The sequence below is a fragment of the Streptomyces sp. A5-4 genome, assembly GCF_051131715.1.
Lineage (GTDB): Bacteria > Actinomycetota > Actinomycetes > Streptomycetales > Streptomycetaceae > Streptomyces.
On the sequence record NZ_CP178591.1, the window covers coordinates 1,033,627 to 1,048,336 of the forward strand.

Annotated in this window: 14 protein-coding genes and 1 pseudogene; 5 read left to right on the forward strand and 10 right to left on the reverse strand. The window is 71.3% G+C overall.

The genetic code is table 11. From position 1 onward, the window contains the following. Window positions 1-41: 41 nt before the first annotated feature. Complete coding sequence (locus tag ACLLJJ_RS04710; RefSeq protein ID WP_434587988.1) at window positions 42-839, reverse strand: carbon-nitrogen hydrolase family protein; 798 nt, start codon at window positions 837-839, stop codon at window positions 42-44. A 330-nt stretch (window positions 840-1,169) separates the two neighbouring features. On the opposite strand from ACLLJJ_RS04710, the gene ACLLJJ_RS04715 reads away from it, so the two are divergent. Then, complete coding sequence (locus ACLLJJ_RS04715) at window positions 1,170-1,739, forward strand: Repetin (protein ID WP_434587989.1); 570 nt, start codon at window positions 1,170-1,172, stop codon at window positions 1,737-1,739. 18 nt (window positions 1,740-1,757) lie between these two features. On the opposite strand, the gene ACLLJJ_RS04720 is transcribed toward ACLLJJ_RS04715, so the two are convergent. Next, window positions 1,758-2,213, reverse strand: a complete 456-nt coding sequence (locus ACLLJJ_RS04720) for an Lrp/AsnC family transcriptional regulator (RefSeq protein WP_434587990.1) — start codon at window positions 2,211-2,213, stop codon at window positions 1,758-1,760. A 10-nt stretch (window positions 2,214-2,223) separates the two neighbouring features. After that, window positions 2,224-3,690 carry an amino acid permease gene (locus tag ACLLJJ_RS04725; protein ID WP_434587991.1) on the reverse strand — a complete coding sequence of 489 codons (1,467 nt, stop codon included), beginning with the start codon at window positions 3,688-3,690 and terminating at the stop codon, window positions 2,224-2,226. A gap of 317 nt (window positions 3,691-4,007) precedes the next feature. Between ACLLJJ_RS04725 and ACLLJJ_RS04730 the strand changes: the two genes are divergently transcribed. Both ACLLJJ_RS04730 and ACLLJJ_RS04735 read left to right on the forward strand, forming a co-directional pair. Continuing rightward, complete coding sequence (locus tag ACLLJJ_RS04730; protein ID WP_434587992.1) at window positions 4,008-4,268, forward strand: SDR family oxidoreductase; 261 nt, start codon at window positions 4,008-4,010, stop codon at window positions 4,266-4,268. After that, window positions 4,268-5,260 carry a GDSL-type esterase/lipase family protein gene (locus tag ACLLJJ_RS04735; protein ID WP_434587993.1) on the forward strand — a complete coding sequence of 331 codons (993 nt, stop codon included), beginning with the start codon at window positions 4,268-4,270 and terminating at the stop codon, window positions 5,258-5,260. Before ACLLJJ_RS04730 ends, ACLLJJ_RS04735 begins: the two co-directional genes overlap by 1 nt. Before the next feature lie 240 nt (window positions 5,261-5,500). On the opposite strand, the gene ACLLJJ_RS04740 is transcribed toward ACLLJJ_RS04735, so the two are convergent. From ACLLJJ_RS04740 to rpe, 5 genes are all read right to left on the reverse strand, one after another. Further along, window positions 5,501-6,007 (reverse strand): TetR family transcriptional regulator, encoded by a 507-nt coding sequence (locus ACLLJJ_RS04740; RefSeq protein WP_434600302.1) that lies wholly within the window; start codon window positions 6,005-6,007, stop codon window positions 5,501-5,503. Between the two features lie 107 nt (window positions 6,008-6,114). Beyond that, window positions 6,115-6,987: a SigB/SigF/SigG family RNA polymerase sigma factor gene (locus ACLLJJ_RS04745; RefSeq protein WP_434587994.1), complete on the reverse strand. Its 873-nt coding sequence runs from the start codon at window positions 6,985-6,987 to the stop codon at window positions 6,115-6,117. A 187-nt stretch (window positions 6,988-7,174) separates the two neighbouring features. Then, window positions 7,175-8,617, reverse strand: a complete 1,443-nt coding sequence (locus ACLLJJ_RS04750) for a GuaB1 family IMP dehydrogenase-related protein (RefSeq protein WP_434587995.1) — start codon at window positions 8,615-8,617, stop codon at window positions 7,175-7,177. Window positions 8,618-8,879: 262 nt separating this feature from the next. Further along, window positions 8,880-9,953 carry a sugar-binding transcriptional regulator gene (locus tag ACLLJJ_RS04755; protein WP_434587996.1) on the reverse strand — a complete coding sequence of 358 codons (1,074 nt, stop codon included), beginning with the start codon at window positions 9,951-9,953 and terminating at the stop codon, window positions 8,880-8,882. A gap of 78 nt (window positions 9,954-10,031) precedes the next feature. Beyond that, on the reverse strand, window positions 10,032-10,718 hold the full coding sequence (gene rpe, locus ACLLJJ_RS04760) for a ribulose-phosphate 3-epimerase (protein ID WP_434587997.1): 687 nt from the start codon (window positions 10,716-10,718) through the stop codon (window positions 10,032-10,034). 410 nt (window positions 10,719-11,128) lie between these two features. Here rpe and ACLLJJ_RS04765 point away from each other — a divergent pair. Further along, window positions 11,129-11,366 (forward strand): annotated as a pseudogene (locus ACLLJJ_RS04765) (MMPL family transporter); the annotation flags it as partial. Between the two features lie 15 nt (window positions 11,367-11,381). On the opposite strand, the gene ACLLJJ_RS04770 reads toward ACLLJJ_RS04765, so the two are convergent. Then, window positions 11,382-12,866: an RsmB/NOP family class I SAM-dependent RNA methyltransferase gene (locus tag ACLLJJ_RS04770; protein WP_434587998.1), complete on the reverse strand. Its 1,485-nt coding sequence runs from the start codon at window positions 12,864-12,866 to the stop codon at window positions 11,382-11,384. A 37-nt stretch (window positions 12,867-12,903) separates the two neighbouring features. Beyond that, window positions 12,904-13,848, reverse strand: a complete 945-nt coding sequence (gene fmt / locus ACLLJJ_RS04775; protein WP_434587999.1) for a methionyl-tRNA formyltransferase — start codon at window positions 13,846-13,848, stop codon at window positions 12,904-12,906. 283 nt (window positions 13,849-14,131) lie between these two features. On the opposite strand from fmt, the gene ACLLJJ_RS04780 reads away from it, so the two are divergent. Further along, the gene (locus tag ACLLJJ_RS04780) at window positions 14,132-14,677 is read left to right on the forward strand and encodes a hypothetical protein (protein ID WP_434588000.1); all 546 of its coding nucleotides are present in this window, start codon (window positions 14,132-14,134) and stop codon (window positions 14,675-14,677) included. Window positions 14,678-14,710: the final 33 nt, after the last annotated feature.

Below are 14,710 nucleotides of genomic sequence, written 5' to 3' on the forward strand. Positions count from 1 at the left end.
CCTTGCAGGGCGGAAAGAAAAGAGGGCGGGGCGCGGTCGCGTCAGCCGAGTGACGTGTACAGGCCGGGGCGGCGGTCGCGGAGGTACGGGTTGTTCTCGCGCGAGGCGCGCAGGAACTCGGGGTCGGCGTCGCCGAACACCAGCTCCTCGTCGCGGCCCGCGCGGGCGCGGGCCGTGCCGTCGGGGCCCGCTAGGCAGCTCAGCCCGACGAACTCGAACTCGCCCTCGACGCCGGTCCTGTTGACGTACGCGACGTACATCTGATTTTCGAAGGCCCGGACGGGCACGACGGACTCGGCGACGAACTGGAACGGGTGCATCTGGGCGGTCGGCACCAGCAGCAGGTCGGTGCCCGCGAGCGCGTGGGCGCGGACGTTCTCCGGGAATTCCACGTCGTAGCAGATGATGACGCCCAGCCGCAGGCCACCGAGCTCGGCCTGGACGACCGGGGTGTCGCCGGGCGTGAACCACTCCTGCTCGAAGCCGCCGAAGAGATGGGTCTTGCGGTAGTTCGCGAGCCGTGCGCTGTCGGGGCCGATCAGCTGCGCCGCGTTGTAGACCTGCTCACCGTCGCGCTCCGGGTAGCCGTAGAGGACGGCGAGTCCGTGGCGTACGGCGATGTCGGCGACGGCGTCGGCCGCCTCGCCGTCGGCCGCCTCGGCCAGCCGGTGCACGTCCGCGCCGATGGCGTAGCCCGTCAGGAACATCTCGGGGCAGACAAGCAGCGCGGCGCCCGCGTCGGCGGCGCGGCCCGCGGCCTCGTCGAGGACCTTGAGGTTCCCGGCGACGGAGCCGGGACGCCCGGAGCTCTGGAGCAGGGCGGTACGCAGCGGCGGCATGGCAGACCTCGGGCAGGTGGGGCGGGAGGGAGACGCTATGACGGTACGGGCCGTGCACATGTACGGACAAGGCACGACTGTTGCGGAGCGACCGTCGATCCGTTGCGCAATTTGGCACTGTGGCGGCGATTCGTTGCGTGATCACCAAGGGCGACGGAAGTCGCACGGAACGTACGCCTTGAGGTGTACGGCGCGGACCCGGTTCCCGCCGCGCGGCGGAGCGCCGACGGACACCTCGGCGCGATGCGCGCGGCGCCCCCCGCCGGAAGAGTAAAGGGCGTCCGGACAGCAGCGCCGGGCGACCCGCCATCACCCGCCGAAGGGGCCGTCATGAACCGTCTCACCCAGCGCCGCACGAAGATCGCCGCACTCGGCGCCGCCCTGCTGGTCACCGCAGGGGCCGCCGGCACCGCCCTGGCCTCCGGGGACGCCGTCCCCGCCGGCCAGGCGCGCGAGGCGGCCGCACTGACCGGCACCGCCAAGCTGTACCGGCCGGCCGGTGACGACATCACCTTCACCTTCGACGCCCATCTGGCCGCGAAGGACAACATGGACCCGGAGCAGGCGTCCGGCACGTTCAGCTTCCGCCATGCCTTCCCGGACGGTACGTCCGGATGGGCCAAGGGGAAGGTCGACTGCCTGCTGACGGGCGGCAAGGTGGCGGTCGTCACGGGCATCATCACCGAGACCGACCAGGCCAACAAGGGCAAGCGGGTCGGCATCTCGGTCCACGACCAGGGCAAGAACGACCGCCTGGGGTACAGCTGGATCGGCCGGGACGCGGAGAAGCAGAACCTGCCCAAGTGCATGAGCTCCGCCCCGTTCGAGAAGGTCAAGGCGGGCACGGGCGACTTCAAGGTGCTGCCGTGGCAGCCGGTGTACGAGTCGGCGCGGGGCTGAGGGGGCCGAGCGGGGTTGTTAGGTGGGCGCGCCCGAGGAGTAGCGCCTGAGCAGCGGGGACAGCACCAGTACGGACTTGGTGCGCTCCACGAAGTGCTCGCCCGCGATCCGCTCCAGGACGCGCTCGAAGTGGCGCATGTCGGAGGCGAAGACCTGGACGATCGCGTCCGCGTCACCGGTGACGGTGGAGGCGGACGCGATCTCCGGGTACCGCTTGAGCGCGCGCTCGATCGCCGCGGGCGACGTGTTGCGACTGCAGTAGATCTCGATGAAGCCCTCGGTTTCCCACCCGAGGGCCACCGGGTCCACCCGTACGGTGAACCCGGTGATCGCTCCGACGGAACGCAGCCGGTCCACCCGGCGTTTCACCGCGGGCGCGGACAGGCCGACGATCGAGCCGATGTCGGCGTAGGAGCGGCGCGCGTCCTCAGCGAGGGCGTGGACGATGCGTTCGTCGAGGTCGTTCAGTCGCACTGCGGGTGGATCACTTCTCTGCGGTGGCCAGACGGGAGCGGCGCAAGCCGTAACAGAAGTAGAACACGAGCCCGACGGCCATCCAGCCACCGAAGACCGCCCAGGTGACACCCGGCAGGCTGAACATCATCCAGCCGCAGAACGCGAAGCCCAGGATCGGGGTGACCGGGAACAGCGACACGCGGAAGGTGCGCGCCATGTCGGGCCGCTTGTACCGCAGGATGACGACCGCGATGTTGACCAGGGCGAACGCGAAGAGTGTGCCGATGCTGGTCGCGTTGGCGAGTTCACCCAGCGGGATGGTGGCCGCGAGGAGACCGCAGAAGAGCGAGACGAGCACCACGTTGGCCTTGGGGGTGCCGGTGCGCGGGTCGATCTTGGCGAAGACCTTGGGGACGAGGCCGTCGCGCGACATCGCGAAGAGGATGCGGGTCTGCCCGTACAGGACGGCGAAGACGACGCTGGCGATGGCCACGACCGCGCCGGCCGCGAGTACGACGCTCCAGAAGCTGTGGCCCGTGACGTCCTTCATGATCTGGGCGAGCGCGGCCTCCGTGCCTTCGAAGTTCTGCCACGGCATGGCGCCGACGGCGACCAGGGCGACGAGGCAGTACAGGACGGTGACGATGAGCAGCGACAGCATGATCGCGCGCGGCAGGTCCCGCTTGGGGTTCTTGGCTTCCTCACCGGCGGTGGAGGCGGCGTCGAAGCCGATGTAGGAGAAGAACAGGGTGGCCGCGGCCGCGCTGATCCCGGTGACGCCGAGCGGGGCGAGCGGGGTGTAGTTGCCCGCCTTGATGCCCATGAAGCCGATCACGCAGAAGAGCACCAGCGTGGCGATCTTGACCATGACCATGATCGTGTTGATCCGGGCGCTCTCCTTGGCGCCGCCCATCAGGAACACCATGGCGAGCATGACGACGACGAGCGCCGGCAGGTTGATGTAGCCGCCCTCACCGAGCGGGGCGGACACGGCGTCCGGGATGGTGACGCCGAGCGTGCCGTCGAGCAGCTCGTTGAGGTACTCGCCCCAGCCGACGGCGACGGCCGCGACCGAGACGCCGTATTCGAGCACCAGGCACCAGCCGCAGATCCAGGCGACGAGCTCGCCCATGGTCGCGTACGAGTAGGAGTACGAGGAGCCGGAGACCGGTATGGAACCGGCCAGCTCCGCGTAGGAGAGCGCCGAGAAGAGCGCGGTGAGGCCGGCTATGACGAACGAGATCGCGACGGCCGGTCCGGCCAGCGGGGTGGCCTCACCGAGGACGACGAAGATTCCGGTGCCGAGCGTGGCACCGATGCTGATCATGGTCAGCTGCCACATGGTGAGCGAGCGGCGGAGCGAGCCGCCCTCGCCCTGGCCGCTCTCGGAGACGAGCTGCTCGACGGGCTTGCGCCGCATCAGCCGACTGCCGAGCTGCGGACGCCCGGATTCCGGTTGGGGGGTGGCGGGTGGCGCTGCGCCGTGGTCCAACACTTTTTGGTGGCTCCTTATCGCTGCCTATCGGGAAGGCGGCGACCGCGACGGTGGGCCCCGGGCATGACTGAACAGCCCGGAGCTCGGGAACCGCCGAGCAGGCGGTCCCCGCCACTCCACGTACAGCGTGAACCCTACGAGCTGCGAGTTCCCGGTCGTAATGCAGCAACCTTGCGCATCGGCGGCCGATCATTGCGCACAACCACGACGGATGCGTTTTTGTTGCGCATCACCTTTCGAAATCCTTTTTGCCCCCTTGCGGCGGGCGCGGACGCGGGTGCGCGCCGTCGCTTCGTCGGCCCCGGTCGCGGGGTGCGATGCGGCGCGGTCTGCCCGGCCCGGCCCCGGGCCCCCTGGTGCGGTCGGCGGCCGTTGAACCCGGTCCGCACGGGGTACGTGTCAACGCGGTCGCGCCCGGCGTCGTGCGGACCCCGCGGTCGGCCGCCATCGCGTCCGCGCCTTTTCCCTCGCCTCCCCATGGCAGCGTGTGTCACTGGGCAGACACTCATGGTGGACGGCGGGCGGCTGCGAGATTCCCGTACACCGGCCATCGGCCATCGGCCATCGGAGGCGAATGATGACATGGCTCGATCCGCAGCCCTTCCTGCGCGGGGTGGCCTGGCGCGGCGACGGGGGACGCGTGGTGCGTGCGGACCCGGCCGATCTGCTCCGGCTGCCGTGGGACACCGTGCAGCGGGCGAGCCTGCCCATAGGCGTGCGGCTGGAGTTCACCACCCAGGACGCCACGGCGATCGAGATCCGCTACCGCGCCACGGTGCCGGCCGCCGACGAGGCACTGCACGACCTCGCCCATGTATTCGCGCTCTGGGACAGCGGTGAACTCCTCTCGGAGTCCTTCACCGACCCGGCGGAGGAGGCGGTCGTACGCATCGGCCTTCCCTCCTCGGGCGGCCTCTTCATCGTCCATCCGCCGGAGGGCCGGTCCCCGATGATCCTCGGCGTCCGCGCCGTCGGCGGCTCCGTCGCCCCCGCGCCGGACCGGCCGCGCTGGTTGGTGCACGGCGACTCCATCACGGAGGGCTGGTGGTCCACCCGTCCCGCGCACGCCTGGCCCGCGACGGCCGGCCGTGCGCTGGGCCTGGACGCCGTCAACCTCGGCTACGCGGGGGCCGCCCGCGGCGAGCTCGCCACCGCGGAGCAGCTCGCTTCGCTCCCCGCCGACCTGCTGACCCTGGCATTCGGCACCAACTGCTGGTCCCGCGCCCCCTTCTCGGCGCCCCTGCTGCACGAGACGGTACGGGCCTTCATCGGCCTCGTACGCGAGGGACATCCGCGCACTCCCCTGCTGGTCGTCTCCCCCGTCCTGCGCCCCGACGCCGAGCGGAGGGCAAACGCGCCGGGCGCCACCTTGGCCGATCTTCGCACCGCGCTGGAGAGTGCGGTCCACGACCTCATCACGGCGGGTGACACGCGGCTGGCCCTGCTGCCGGGCCTCGGCGTGCTGGGACCGGAGCACCTGGCGGACGGCCTCCACCCCAACGACGCAGGGCATGGAGTGCTGGCCGAGGCTGTGGCCGAAGCGCTGCGGAAGGCGGATTTCGTGCCGTAGCGGCGCCACCGCGCCGGAGGACGGCCGGGCCCCGCGTTCGCCCAGGGCGTGACCACCTGACGGGGCAGGGGGTCATGAATGCGTGAAGGGCGGGTAAACCGAGCCGTTGATGACTGAGGACCCGCACATGGGCGGTCCTGGATTCGCCGCAGGCAAACAGCGCGACGGCCAGAGAAGCCGCCGCCGAGTATCTGGCCCAGAACTGCCCCTGGGCGGACTTCGACGCCGTGCCGCTCGTGATCACTGAACTGGTCGCCAACGCGGCCCGGCACACCTCCGGCTGGTGGCGGCTGCGGTTGCACGCGGGCCGGGAAGAGCTGGTGGTCGAGATGGACGACTCCTGCGCCCAGCTGCCGGTGCCGCGCGAGCCCGATTTCTCCGGGGCGGCGGGTTCGGCCGGCACATGGTGCTCAAGCTCGCGGGGCGGGTCGAGGCGCTGTCCCTGCCCGAGGGCAAACAGGTACGGGCGACCTGGCCGAGGCCGGCCCCAGCCATTCCGCTCTTCCGAGGGCCCGGTTCCGAAGCCCCGGTCTGCTGAAAGCCGGGATGTTCGGGCTCACGGCGGCCTGCTGAAAGCGCGGGACGCTTCAGGCTCACAGCGTGCGCGGGTGCGAACCCAGGACGAGGTACGCGGCGCTTTCTCGCGGCTGGCGAACTGGCCGTGGCCCCGGCTGCCCCGGCCACCGCGCGCAGAGTGGTACGCCGGTAGCCGCGCTCCAGGAACAACGTACGGGCCGCCGAGACGATCGTACGGCGGTGCCCCCTCCGTCACCGGAGGAGACACCGCCCCACATCAATCACCACTCGCACGCGCGCACATCACTCGCCGTGCTCCACGGCCTTTCCCGCACAAGTCATTCCTGGGCGAGGAGCCCCGTCCGCAGCCGCGACGTGATGCGCGTCAGCAGCCTGGACACCTGCATCTGGGACACGCCCAGCTCGGCGCCGATCTGCGACTGCGTCATCTCCGCGCCGTAGCGCATGCTCAGGATCCAGCGGTCGCGCTCACCGAGCTCTTCGAGCAGCGGCTTGAGGGCCTGGACATTCTCGACGATCTCCAGCTCGGCGTCCGTCTCGCCCAGCCGGTCGGCGAGGGTCGCGGAGCCCGGGTTCCCGGATTCGTCGAGCGGCATGTCGATCGAGCCGGCCGTGTAGCCGTTGGAGGCGACCAGCCCCTCGACGATCTCGTCCTCCTCCAGACCGAGGTGCGCGGCCAGTTCGGGGGTCGTCGGCGCCCGGTCGAGCTCCTGGAACAGCAGGTCGTTCGCCCTGGCCAGGTCGATCCGCAGCTCCTGCAGCCTGCGCGGCACATGGACGGACCAGCTGGTGTCCCGGAAGAAACGCTTGATCTCGCCGATGATGCACGGCATCGCGAAGGTGGCGAACCCGACCTCGCGGGTCAGCTCGAATCGGTCGATGGCCTTGATCAGACCGATCGTGCCGACCTGGACGATGTCCTCCATCTGGTCGGACCGGTTGCGGAAGCGCGTCGCGGCGAACTTCACCAGCGCCAGGTTGAGCTCGATCAGCGTATTGCGCGCGTACTGGTACTCGTGGGTGCCCTCTTCCAGGACCGCGAGCCGCTCGAAGAATATCTTCGACAGTTCGCGCGCGTCCTTGGGAGCCACCTCCGCCGGATTCTCCACATATGGAAGTTCCAGCTCCGCCACATCGGATGTCGTTGTTCCGTGGGTCAGTCCGGTCGGGACTGCGGTCGCCATGGACACGATTTCCTCCCTTGGTTCTCCGGTGCAAGCGCAAGTGGCCGGGTACCCGGAAGTAGGGAAGTCATTCATCGCTGTCGGCGAATTGTCGACAACGACCCTCCCTCGCGCCGATATTGGACCCCCGACGCACCGCGGCCGGTCCCCGCAGAATGCACGGAAACCGGCCGGTTCAGCAAGTGCTGCCGCCTCAACTCCAGCTGGCGTGCAGCGGCTTGCCCTCGGCGTAGCCGGCGGCGCTCTGCACGCCGACGATCGCCTTCTCGGCGAACTCCTCCAGCGAGTTCGCACCGGCGTACGTGCAGGAGGAACGGACGCCCGCGATGATCGAGTCGACCAGGTCCTCGACGCCCGGACGGGTCGGGTCGAGGAACATCCGGGAAGTGGAGATGCCCTCCTCGAACAGCGCCTTGCGGGCGCGGTCGTACGCCGACTCCTCGCTCGTACGGTTGCGTACGGCGCGGGCCGACGCCATGCCGAACGACTCCTTGTAGAAGCGGCCGTCGGCGGACTGCTGGAGATCACCGGGCGACTCGTACGTACCGGCGAACCAGGAGCCGACCATCACGTTGGACGCGCCGGCGGCGAGCGCCATCGCGACGTCACGGGGGTGACGGACACCGCCGTCGGCCCAGACGTGCTTGCCGAGCTTCTTCGCCTCCGCGGCGCACTCCATCACCGCGGAGAACTGCGGGCGGCCCACGCCGGTCATCATGCGCGTGGTGCACATGGCGCCGGGGCCCACACCGACCTTGATGATGTCCGCGCCGGCCTCGACGAGGTCGCGCACCCCCTCGGCGGCCACGATGTTGCCCGCGACGATCGGGACCTGCGGGTCGAGCGCGCGCACGGCCCTGACCGCGGCGAGCATCGACTCCTGGTGGCCGTGCGCCGTGTCGACCACGAGCGTGTCCACGCCTGCCGCGAGGAGCTGCTTGGCCTTGCCCGCGACGTCGCCGTTGATGCCGACGGCCGCGGCGATGCGCAGCTTGCCGTCCCCGTCGGTCGCCGGCGTGTAGAGGGTCGCGCGCAGCGCGCCCTTGCGGGTCAGGACGCCGGCGAGCCGGCCGTCCTTGGTGACCGCGGGCGCGTACTTGCGGTTGGCGCCGTCGAGCCGGTTGAAGGCCTCGCGCGGGTCGATGTCGGCGTCGAGGAGGACGAGGTCCCTGGACATGACCTCGGACAGCTGGGTGAAGCGGTCGACACCGGTCAGGTCGTGGTCGGTGACGACACCGACGGGACGGTTCTCGGCGTCCACGACGACACCCGCGCCGTGCGCCCGCTTGGGCAGCAGGGACAGGGCGTCGGCGACGGTCTGCGAGGGCGACAGCATGATCGGGGTGTCAAGCACCAGATGGCGCGTCTTCACCCAGGAGATGACCTCGGTGACGACCTCGATCGGGATGTCCTGGGGGATGACGACGAGGCCGCCGCGGCGGGCCATCGTCTCGGCCATCCTGCGGCCCGCGATCGCGGTCATGTTCGCGACGACGAGGGGGATGGTGGTGCCGGTGCCGTCCGGGGCCGCGAGGTCGACACCTTGGCGGGAGCCGACGGCCGAGCGGCTCGGCACCATGAATACGTCGTCGTACGTCAGGTCGTACGGCGGCTTCAGGTCGTTGAGGAAACGCATTCTAGCTCTCTCACCTGCGGTTTTGCGGAATGGGCGGGTGGGAAGCCAGCACGGCCCGACACCGGTTCGGGGTCGGATCCGTCTGCGGTTCCTAGACCATCATCACCGACACAAAGGGCAAGTGGCGAACCGGCGGACCCTTTTGTGAATGTTCATCCAAGCCGCCGCCACTCGCCTTGTCTGTTCCGCCGACTCCCCCTGGGGAGACCGTCGCGGCCGTGTGGCGTTCGGCCCGCCCCGGCCCGCGCCCCGCGCCCGCGGGTCAGTCGTCCGGGTCGGCCCGGTTCAGTGCGGGCCGCGGCCCGGGAGCCGTCTCGTTCAGCAGGAAGTCCGCCGCGGCGGTGTCGGTGACCAGGCTGGTGACCAGCCCCGACCGCAGTACGGCGTCGATGGCGGCCGCCTTGCGCAGTCCGCCCGCGATCGCCACCACTTCGGGGACCCGCCGCAGCCGGTCCGCCTCGACGGTGATGCACCGCTCCCCCAGGTCGCGGCCGACCCGGCGGCCCTGCGCGTCGAAGAGGTGCGCGGACATTTCGGCGGCGACGCCCAGCGAGGCGTAGTGCGCTCGCTCCTCGTCGCTGAGCATGTCGTGGACGGTGGAGATGCCCGGCTCCCAGGAGCCGATGGAGACGGCGGCGACGGTCACCTTGTCGAAGTACTCGAAGGCGCGGGCGATGCCGGTCTGGTTGCGCAGTGCGGCGGCGGTGGCCGGGTCGGGCAGCAGCATCGGCGCGTAGATCGGGTGCGCCTCACCGCCGGACACCTGGGCGGCGCGCCGTACCGCCTCGACCGAGCCGCGCTCCGCGGTGCCCGCGTCGTACACGCCGGTGAGCTGGACGACGGTGCACGGCGGCAGCTGATGCAGGGCCGCCGCCATGTGGATGGTGGACCGGCCCCAGGCCAGGCCCAGCACATCGCCCTCGGTCACCAGCTCGCCGAGCAGGTCGGCCGCGACCTCGCCCAGGTTCTCCGGATCGGTGAGGGTGCTGCCGGGGAACGCGGCGGGAGCGTCCGGTGCGGCGTCCGCGGGGGATTCGACGACAACCGCGTGCCGCAGGCCGTAGCGGGCGCGCAGGGCGTCGGAGCGCTCCGCGTCCAGCTCGGCGGGCACCCGGATCTCGATCCGTACGAGATCGCGTTCGAGTGCCGTTTCCAGGACGCGGGCCACCTTGAAGCGGCTGACACCGAATTCCTCGGCGATCTGGATCTTGGATTTGCCCTCGAGGTAGAAGCGGCGGGCCATGGCCGCCGCCTGCACCAGCTCAGCGGGTCCCATCCGCGGGACTGACCGACCCGCCGACATTGCAGACACCGCGATCTCCTCACTGCTGTTCACACTCTGGACTCGCGGTCATCCTGTCAGATGCCCGCGCCCTTGATCTGCCCCGAAGGGCGCCGTTCACCGAGCCGTAGCTCAGTGGCCGCATGCCCAGGACGCCGCGGCGGTGGCTTCGGTCGCCTGGTTGCGCAGCATGCGCACGGCCGCGGCGGGGTCGTCGGTCCCGTACACGGCGGAGCCGGCGACGAAGACGTCGGCTCCCGCCTCGGCGCAGCGTTCGATGGTCGAGGCCGAGACGCCCCCGTCGACCTGGAGCCACAGCTCAAGACCGTGCTTGGCGATCAGCTGACGGGTCCGGCGGATCTTCGGCAGCATGATGTCCAGGAAGGACTGGCCCCCGAAGCCCGGCTCCACGGTCATGATCAGCAGCATGTCGAGCTCGGGGAGCAGGTCCTCGTACGGCTCGATGGGCGTGGCCGGCTTGAGCGCCATGGAGGCGCGGGCGCCCTTGGCCCGGATCTCACGGGCCGTGCGCACCGGTGCGGCGGCCGCCTCGGCGTGGAAGGTGACCGAGCCCGCCCCCGCCTCGACGTACTGCGGGGCCCAGCGGTCGGCGTCCTCGATCATCAGGTGGCAGTCCAGCGGGATGTCCGTCGCCCTGCTCAGAGATTCCACGATCGGGACGCCCAGGGTCAGGTTGGGCACGAAGTGGTTGTCCATCACGTCGACATGCAGCCAGTCGGCGCCCTCGACGGCCTTCGCCTCTTCGGCGAGCCGGGAGAAGTCTGCGGACAGGATGCTCGGATTGATCTGCGCGGCCATGCCCCAAGCCTGCCATGTTCCGGGGCAGTTCCCACCCTCGGTACGGACCAAAGCCCCCCGGGATCACGGCGACTCGTGCCGTCCTGGCGATTTCACAGCGCCTCGGGGCGACCACCACGCGCGGCGAGCGCCCATGGGGCGGGCATCGCGGACGCACAGGAGCGTCGGCGGCAGGGAGTGGCCGGTTGGTCCGCGGGCGCCGTACCAAGTGGCCCGTGGCGCTGCTGTGGCTCGTGGTGACCGTACTGGCCCCACCGCTCAGCCAGAAGCTCTCGGACGTACAGGACAACGACTCGGCCCGGCAGCCCCGAAGCCACCCAAGTCCGTTGACTCTCCCCGGAGTTCAGGCCATGGGCGCTGCCCACCGCCGTCCTGTACGAGCGGATTGGCGGCCTCATGGCTACGGGCCGGCGACGGATGCGGTGAGCACCTCGGCGGGGCCGGTCCTGGCGGGCACCTTCGCCGTCCTGGGCACACTGCCGGTGGCGGCCTTCGCGGGGATCGCTTTTCGCGGTCGCGCCGGGCGTGCTGCTGGACGTCCTCGTCGTACGGTCCCCGCTGGTCACGTCGTTGGACCTGGACGTGGGACCGAGGGTGTGGTGGCCGCCCCGGCTCGCCCGTGAGGACGAGCCGGGGCGCAGCCGGCCGGACCGAGAACCGCCGTCAGGCGGTACGCCTCAGCAGCGCCAGATACATGGCGTCGGTCCCGTGCAGATGCGGCCACAGCTGTACGTCGGGCCCGTCGCCGAGACCCGGCACGCTCTGCATCAGCGGCCTGGCGTCGATCCACTCCGCCTCGATCGTCTGCTGCCCGCCGTGTCCCTTGAGTACGTCGTCGACGACGACCCGGGTCTCGGCGAGGTGCGGTGAACAGGTGGCGTACGCGACGACTCCGCCGACCCGTACCGCCGTGAACGCCTCGCGCAGCAGGGCGCGCTGAAGCGGCGCGAAGCCCTCCAGGTCCTCGGCGCGGCGCCGCCAGCGCGACTCGGGCCTGCGCCGCAGGGCGCCGAGTCCCGAGCAGGGGACGTCCACCAGGACACGGTCGAAGATGCCGGGGAGCCACGGCGGGCGGGTGCCGTCGGCGGCGATGACCTGGTACGGGCCGGGGTTGCCCGCCAGCGACCGCTCCACGAGCCGGGCGCGGTGCGGCAACTTCTCGGACGCCAGCAGCGCGGCGCCCCGCTCGGCGGCCAGCGCGGCCAGCAGAGCGGCCTTGCCGCCGGGGCCGGCGCAGATGTCGAGCCAGTGGGTGTCGGGGCCCTCCAGCGGCGCCTCGGCCAGCGCGAGCGCGACGAGCTGACTGCCCTCGTCCTGGACGCCGGCGCGCCCCTCCTGCACGGCCGTGATGGCACCGGGCTCGCCGCCCTCGGCCAGCCGCACGGCGTACGGCGACCAGCGGCCCGGCAGCCCGGAGTCCTCCCCCAGTGCTTCGAGGAGCTCCTTGGGGGTGGAGCGGCCCGGGCGGGCGACGAGCGTCACCTCGGGCCGCTCGTTGTCCGCCTCCAGAAGGTCCTCCAGCCCGGCCCGGCCGCCGCCCAGCGCGTCCCAAAGCGCGGCGACGATCCAGCGCGGGTGGGAGTGGACCACGGCGAGGTGCGCCTCGGCGTCGTCGTCGTACGGGGGCGCGACCTGCGCCACCCACGCTTCGAGGTCCTGCGCGGCGATCTTGCGCAGCACCGCGTTGACGAACTTCGCCCGCCCCTCGCCGAGCACCACACGCGCCAGCTCCACGCTCGCGGAAACGGCGGCGTGGGTGGGGATGCGGGTGCCGAGCAGCTGGTGCGCGCCGAGCGCCAGCACATCGAGGACCGGCGGGTCCACTTCGCGCAGCGGCCGGTCGATGCAGGCCGCGATGACCGCGTCGTACGTGCCCTGGCGGCGCAGCGTCCCGTAGACCAGCTCGGTCGCGAGCGCCGCGTCGCGGTCGTCGAAGTCGCCCTTGGCGCGGGCCTTCTTGAGCAACGGCGGCAGGGCCAGGTTCGCGTACGCGTCACGCTCGTCGACGGCGCGCATCGCCTCGAAGGCGAGGAACCGGACCGGGTCCTTCTTCGGACGCCGGTGCGGCTTGTGCGGGCGCTTGGCGGAACCGCCGGGGCCACTGGGACTGCCGGGGCCGCTGGAACTGCTGGGAGGCTGGGCGTTCACGTAAAAGGTGCTCCGCTTGAATGGGGGACGATCCCTCTCAGCGTACGTCCGCCACGCCGACGCGCTCGCCCGGGGCGATCCGCACACCACGCGCCCAGTCGGCGGCGAGCATCGGCTTCTTGCCCTGCGGCTGAACCCAGAGGAGCTCCACGGCGTGCGACCCGGTGCCGACGTACACGTTCTTCTTGGCCGCGGCGAGCTCGCCGGGAGCCAGACCCGCGTGATCGGGTACCGGCTTCGCGGCGACCAGCTTGAGCCGCTCGCCGCGGAAGACGGTCCACGCGCCGGGCGCCGGCGTGCAGCCTCGCACCACGCGGTCGACGCGCAGCGCGGGCGCCGTCCAGTCCACCTGCGCGTCCTCGACGGTGATCTTCGGCGCGAGGGACAGGCCGTCGGCGGCCTGCGGCACGGCGTGCAGGGTGCCGTCCTCGATGCCGTCCATGGTGGCGAGCAGCAGCCCGGATCCGGCGAAGGCGAGGCGAGTGAGCAGGTCGCCGCTGGTGTCCGTGGGCCGCACCAGCTCGGTGAGTACGCCGTACACGGGGCCGGAGTCCAGACCCTCCTCGATGAGGAACGTCGACGCGCCAGTGACCTCGTCGCCCGCGAGGATCGCGTGCTGCACGGGGGCGGCGCCGCGCCACGCGGGCAGCAGCGAGAAGTGCAGGTTGACCCAGCCCCGAGCGGGGACATCGAGGGCGGCCCTGGGGAGCAGCGCGCCGTACGCGACGACGGGGCAGCAGTCGGGGGCGATCTCGCGCAGCCGTGCCAGGAAGTCCTCGTCGCGCGGCTTGGCGGGCTTGAGCACCTCGATGCCTGCCTCCTCGGCGCGCTCGGCGACGGGGCTCGCGACCAGCTTGCGGCCGCGTCCCGCGGGGGCGTCCGGCCGCGTGACGACGGCGGCCACCTCGTGCCGGTCGGAGGCGATCAGCGCGTCCAGGGCGGGGACGGCGACCTCGGGGGTGCCTGCGAAGACGAGCTTCATCGGTGGCGCGAGCCTCTCGGTCGGGAAGGTGGGAAAAGCAGGGAGCCGGGTGCCCGATCGGGCGTGGAATTCGGGCGCGGATTCAAGAGACGCACCAGTCTAGGGGCCTGCGCCTGCCTGTGCACCGGGGGGCGTACGCGCCTTCGCGCGCCCCACCCGAATACGGACACGCCCCCGCAGCGTGACCCAGACACCCAGTGACGCGTTGGTCAAGAGAGATTGACCAGAACGGGCCGCACATGCGGCCCGATCCTTATTCCACGCCGGTTCGAGAGGCTTGTTCATGGCCGACCACGCCACCCACGACGCCCAAGCGCGGGCCAGCCTGCATCTGTTGGTACGGGACATCGAGCGGGTCCGCAGGCAGGTGGACGCGCTGCGCACCCTCACCGCGCAGCTCGGCAACGTCTACCGCCCGCGACGCTCCGGCCCTTCCGCGGGCTTCGTCGTCTACGGCAGGGCACCCGCCCCGACCGTCCGCCTCGCACAGGAGCTGCGGGACAGTGTCGAGACCCTGGTGACAGCCGCCGTGGACTTCGACCGTTCGCTGGGCTTCTCGTGGGACGCGGTCGGCTCCGCGCTCGGGGTCACCAAGCAGGCGGTGCACCGACGTTACGGAGCACGCCGCACGGCGCAGCCCGGTATCCCCGTCGACGCCGAGCTCAATACGGAGCCGACACTGCCCGCCGCGACCCGCACGCTGCCGGTCCCGCCGGGCCTGCCCGCCGTACCCGCCGCCCGCTCCATGCCGCCGCAGCCGACGGCGAGCAGCCAGTCGATGCGCGGGGAGGCACGTCCCAGCGCCTTCCCGGGCCCCCGCAACGGCTGACCCGACTCCCCCGGCCGTCCCGCCGTACGAAAC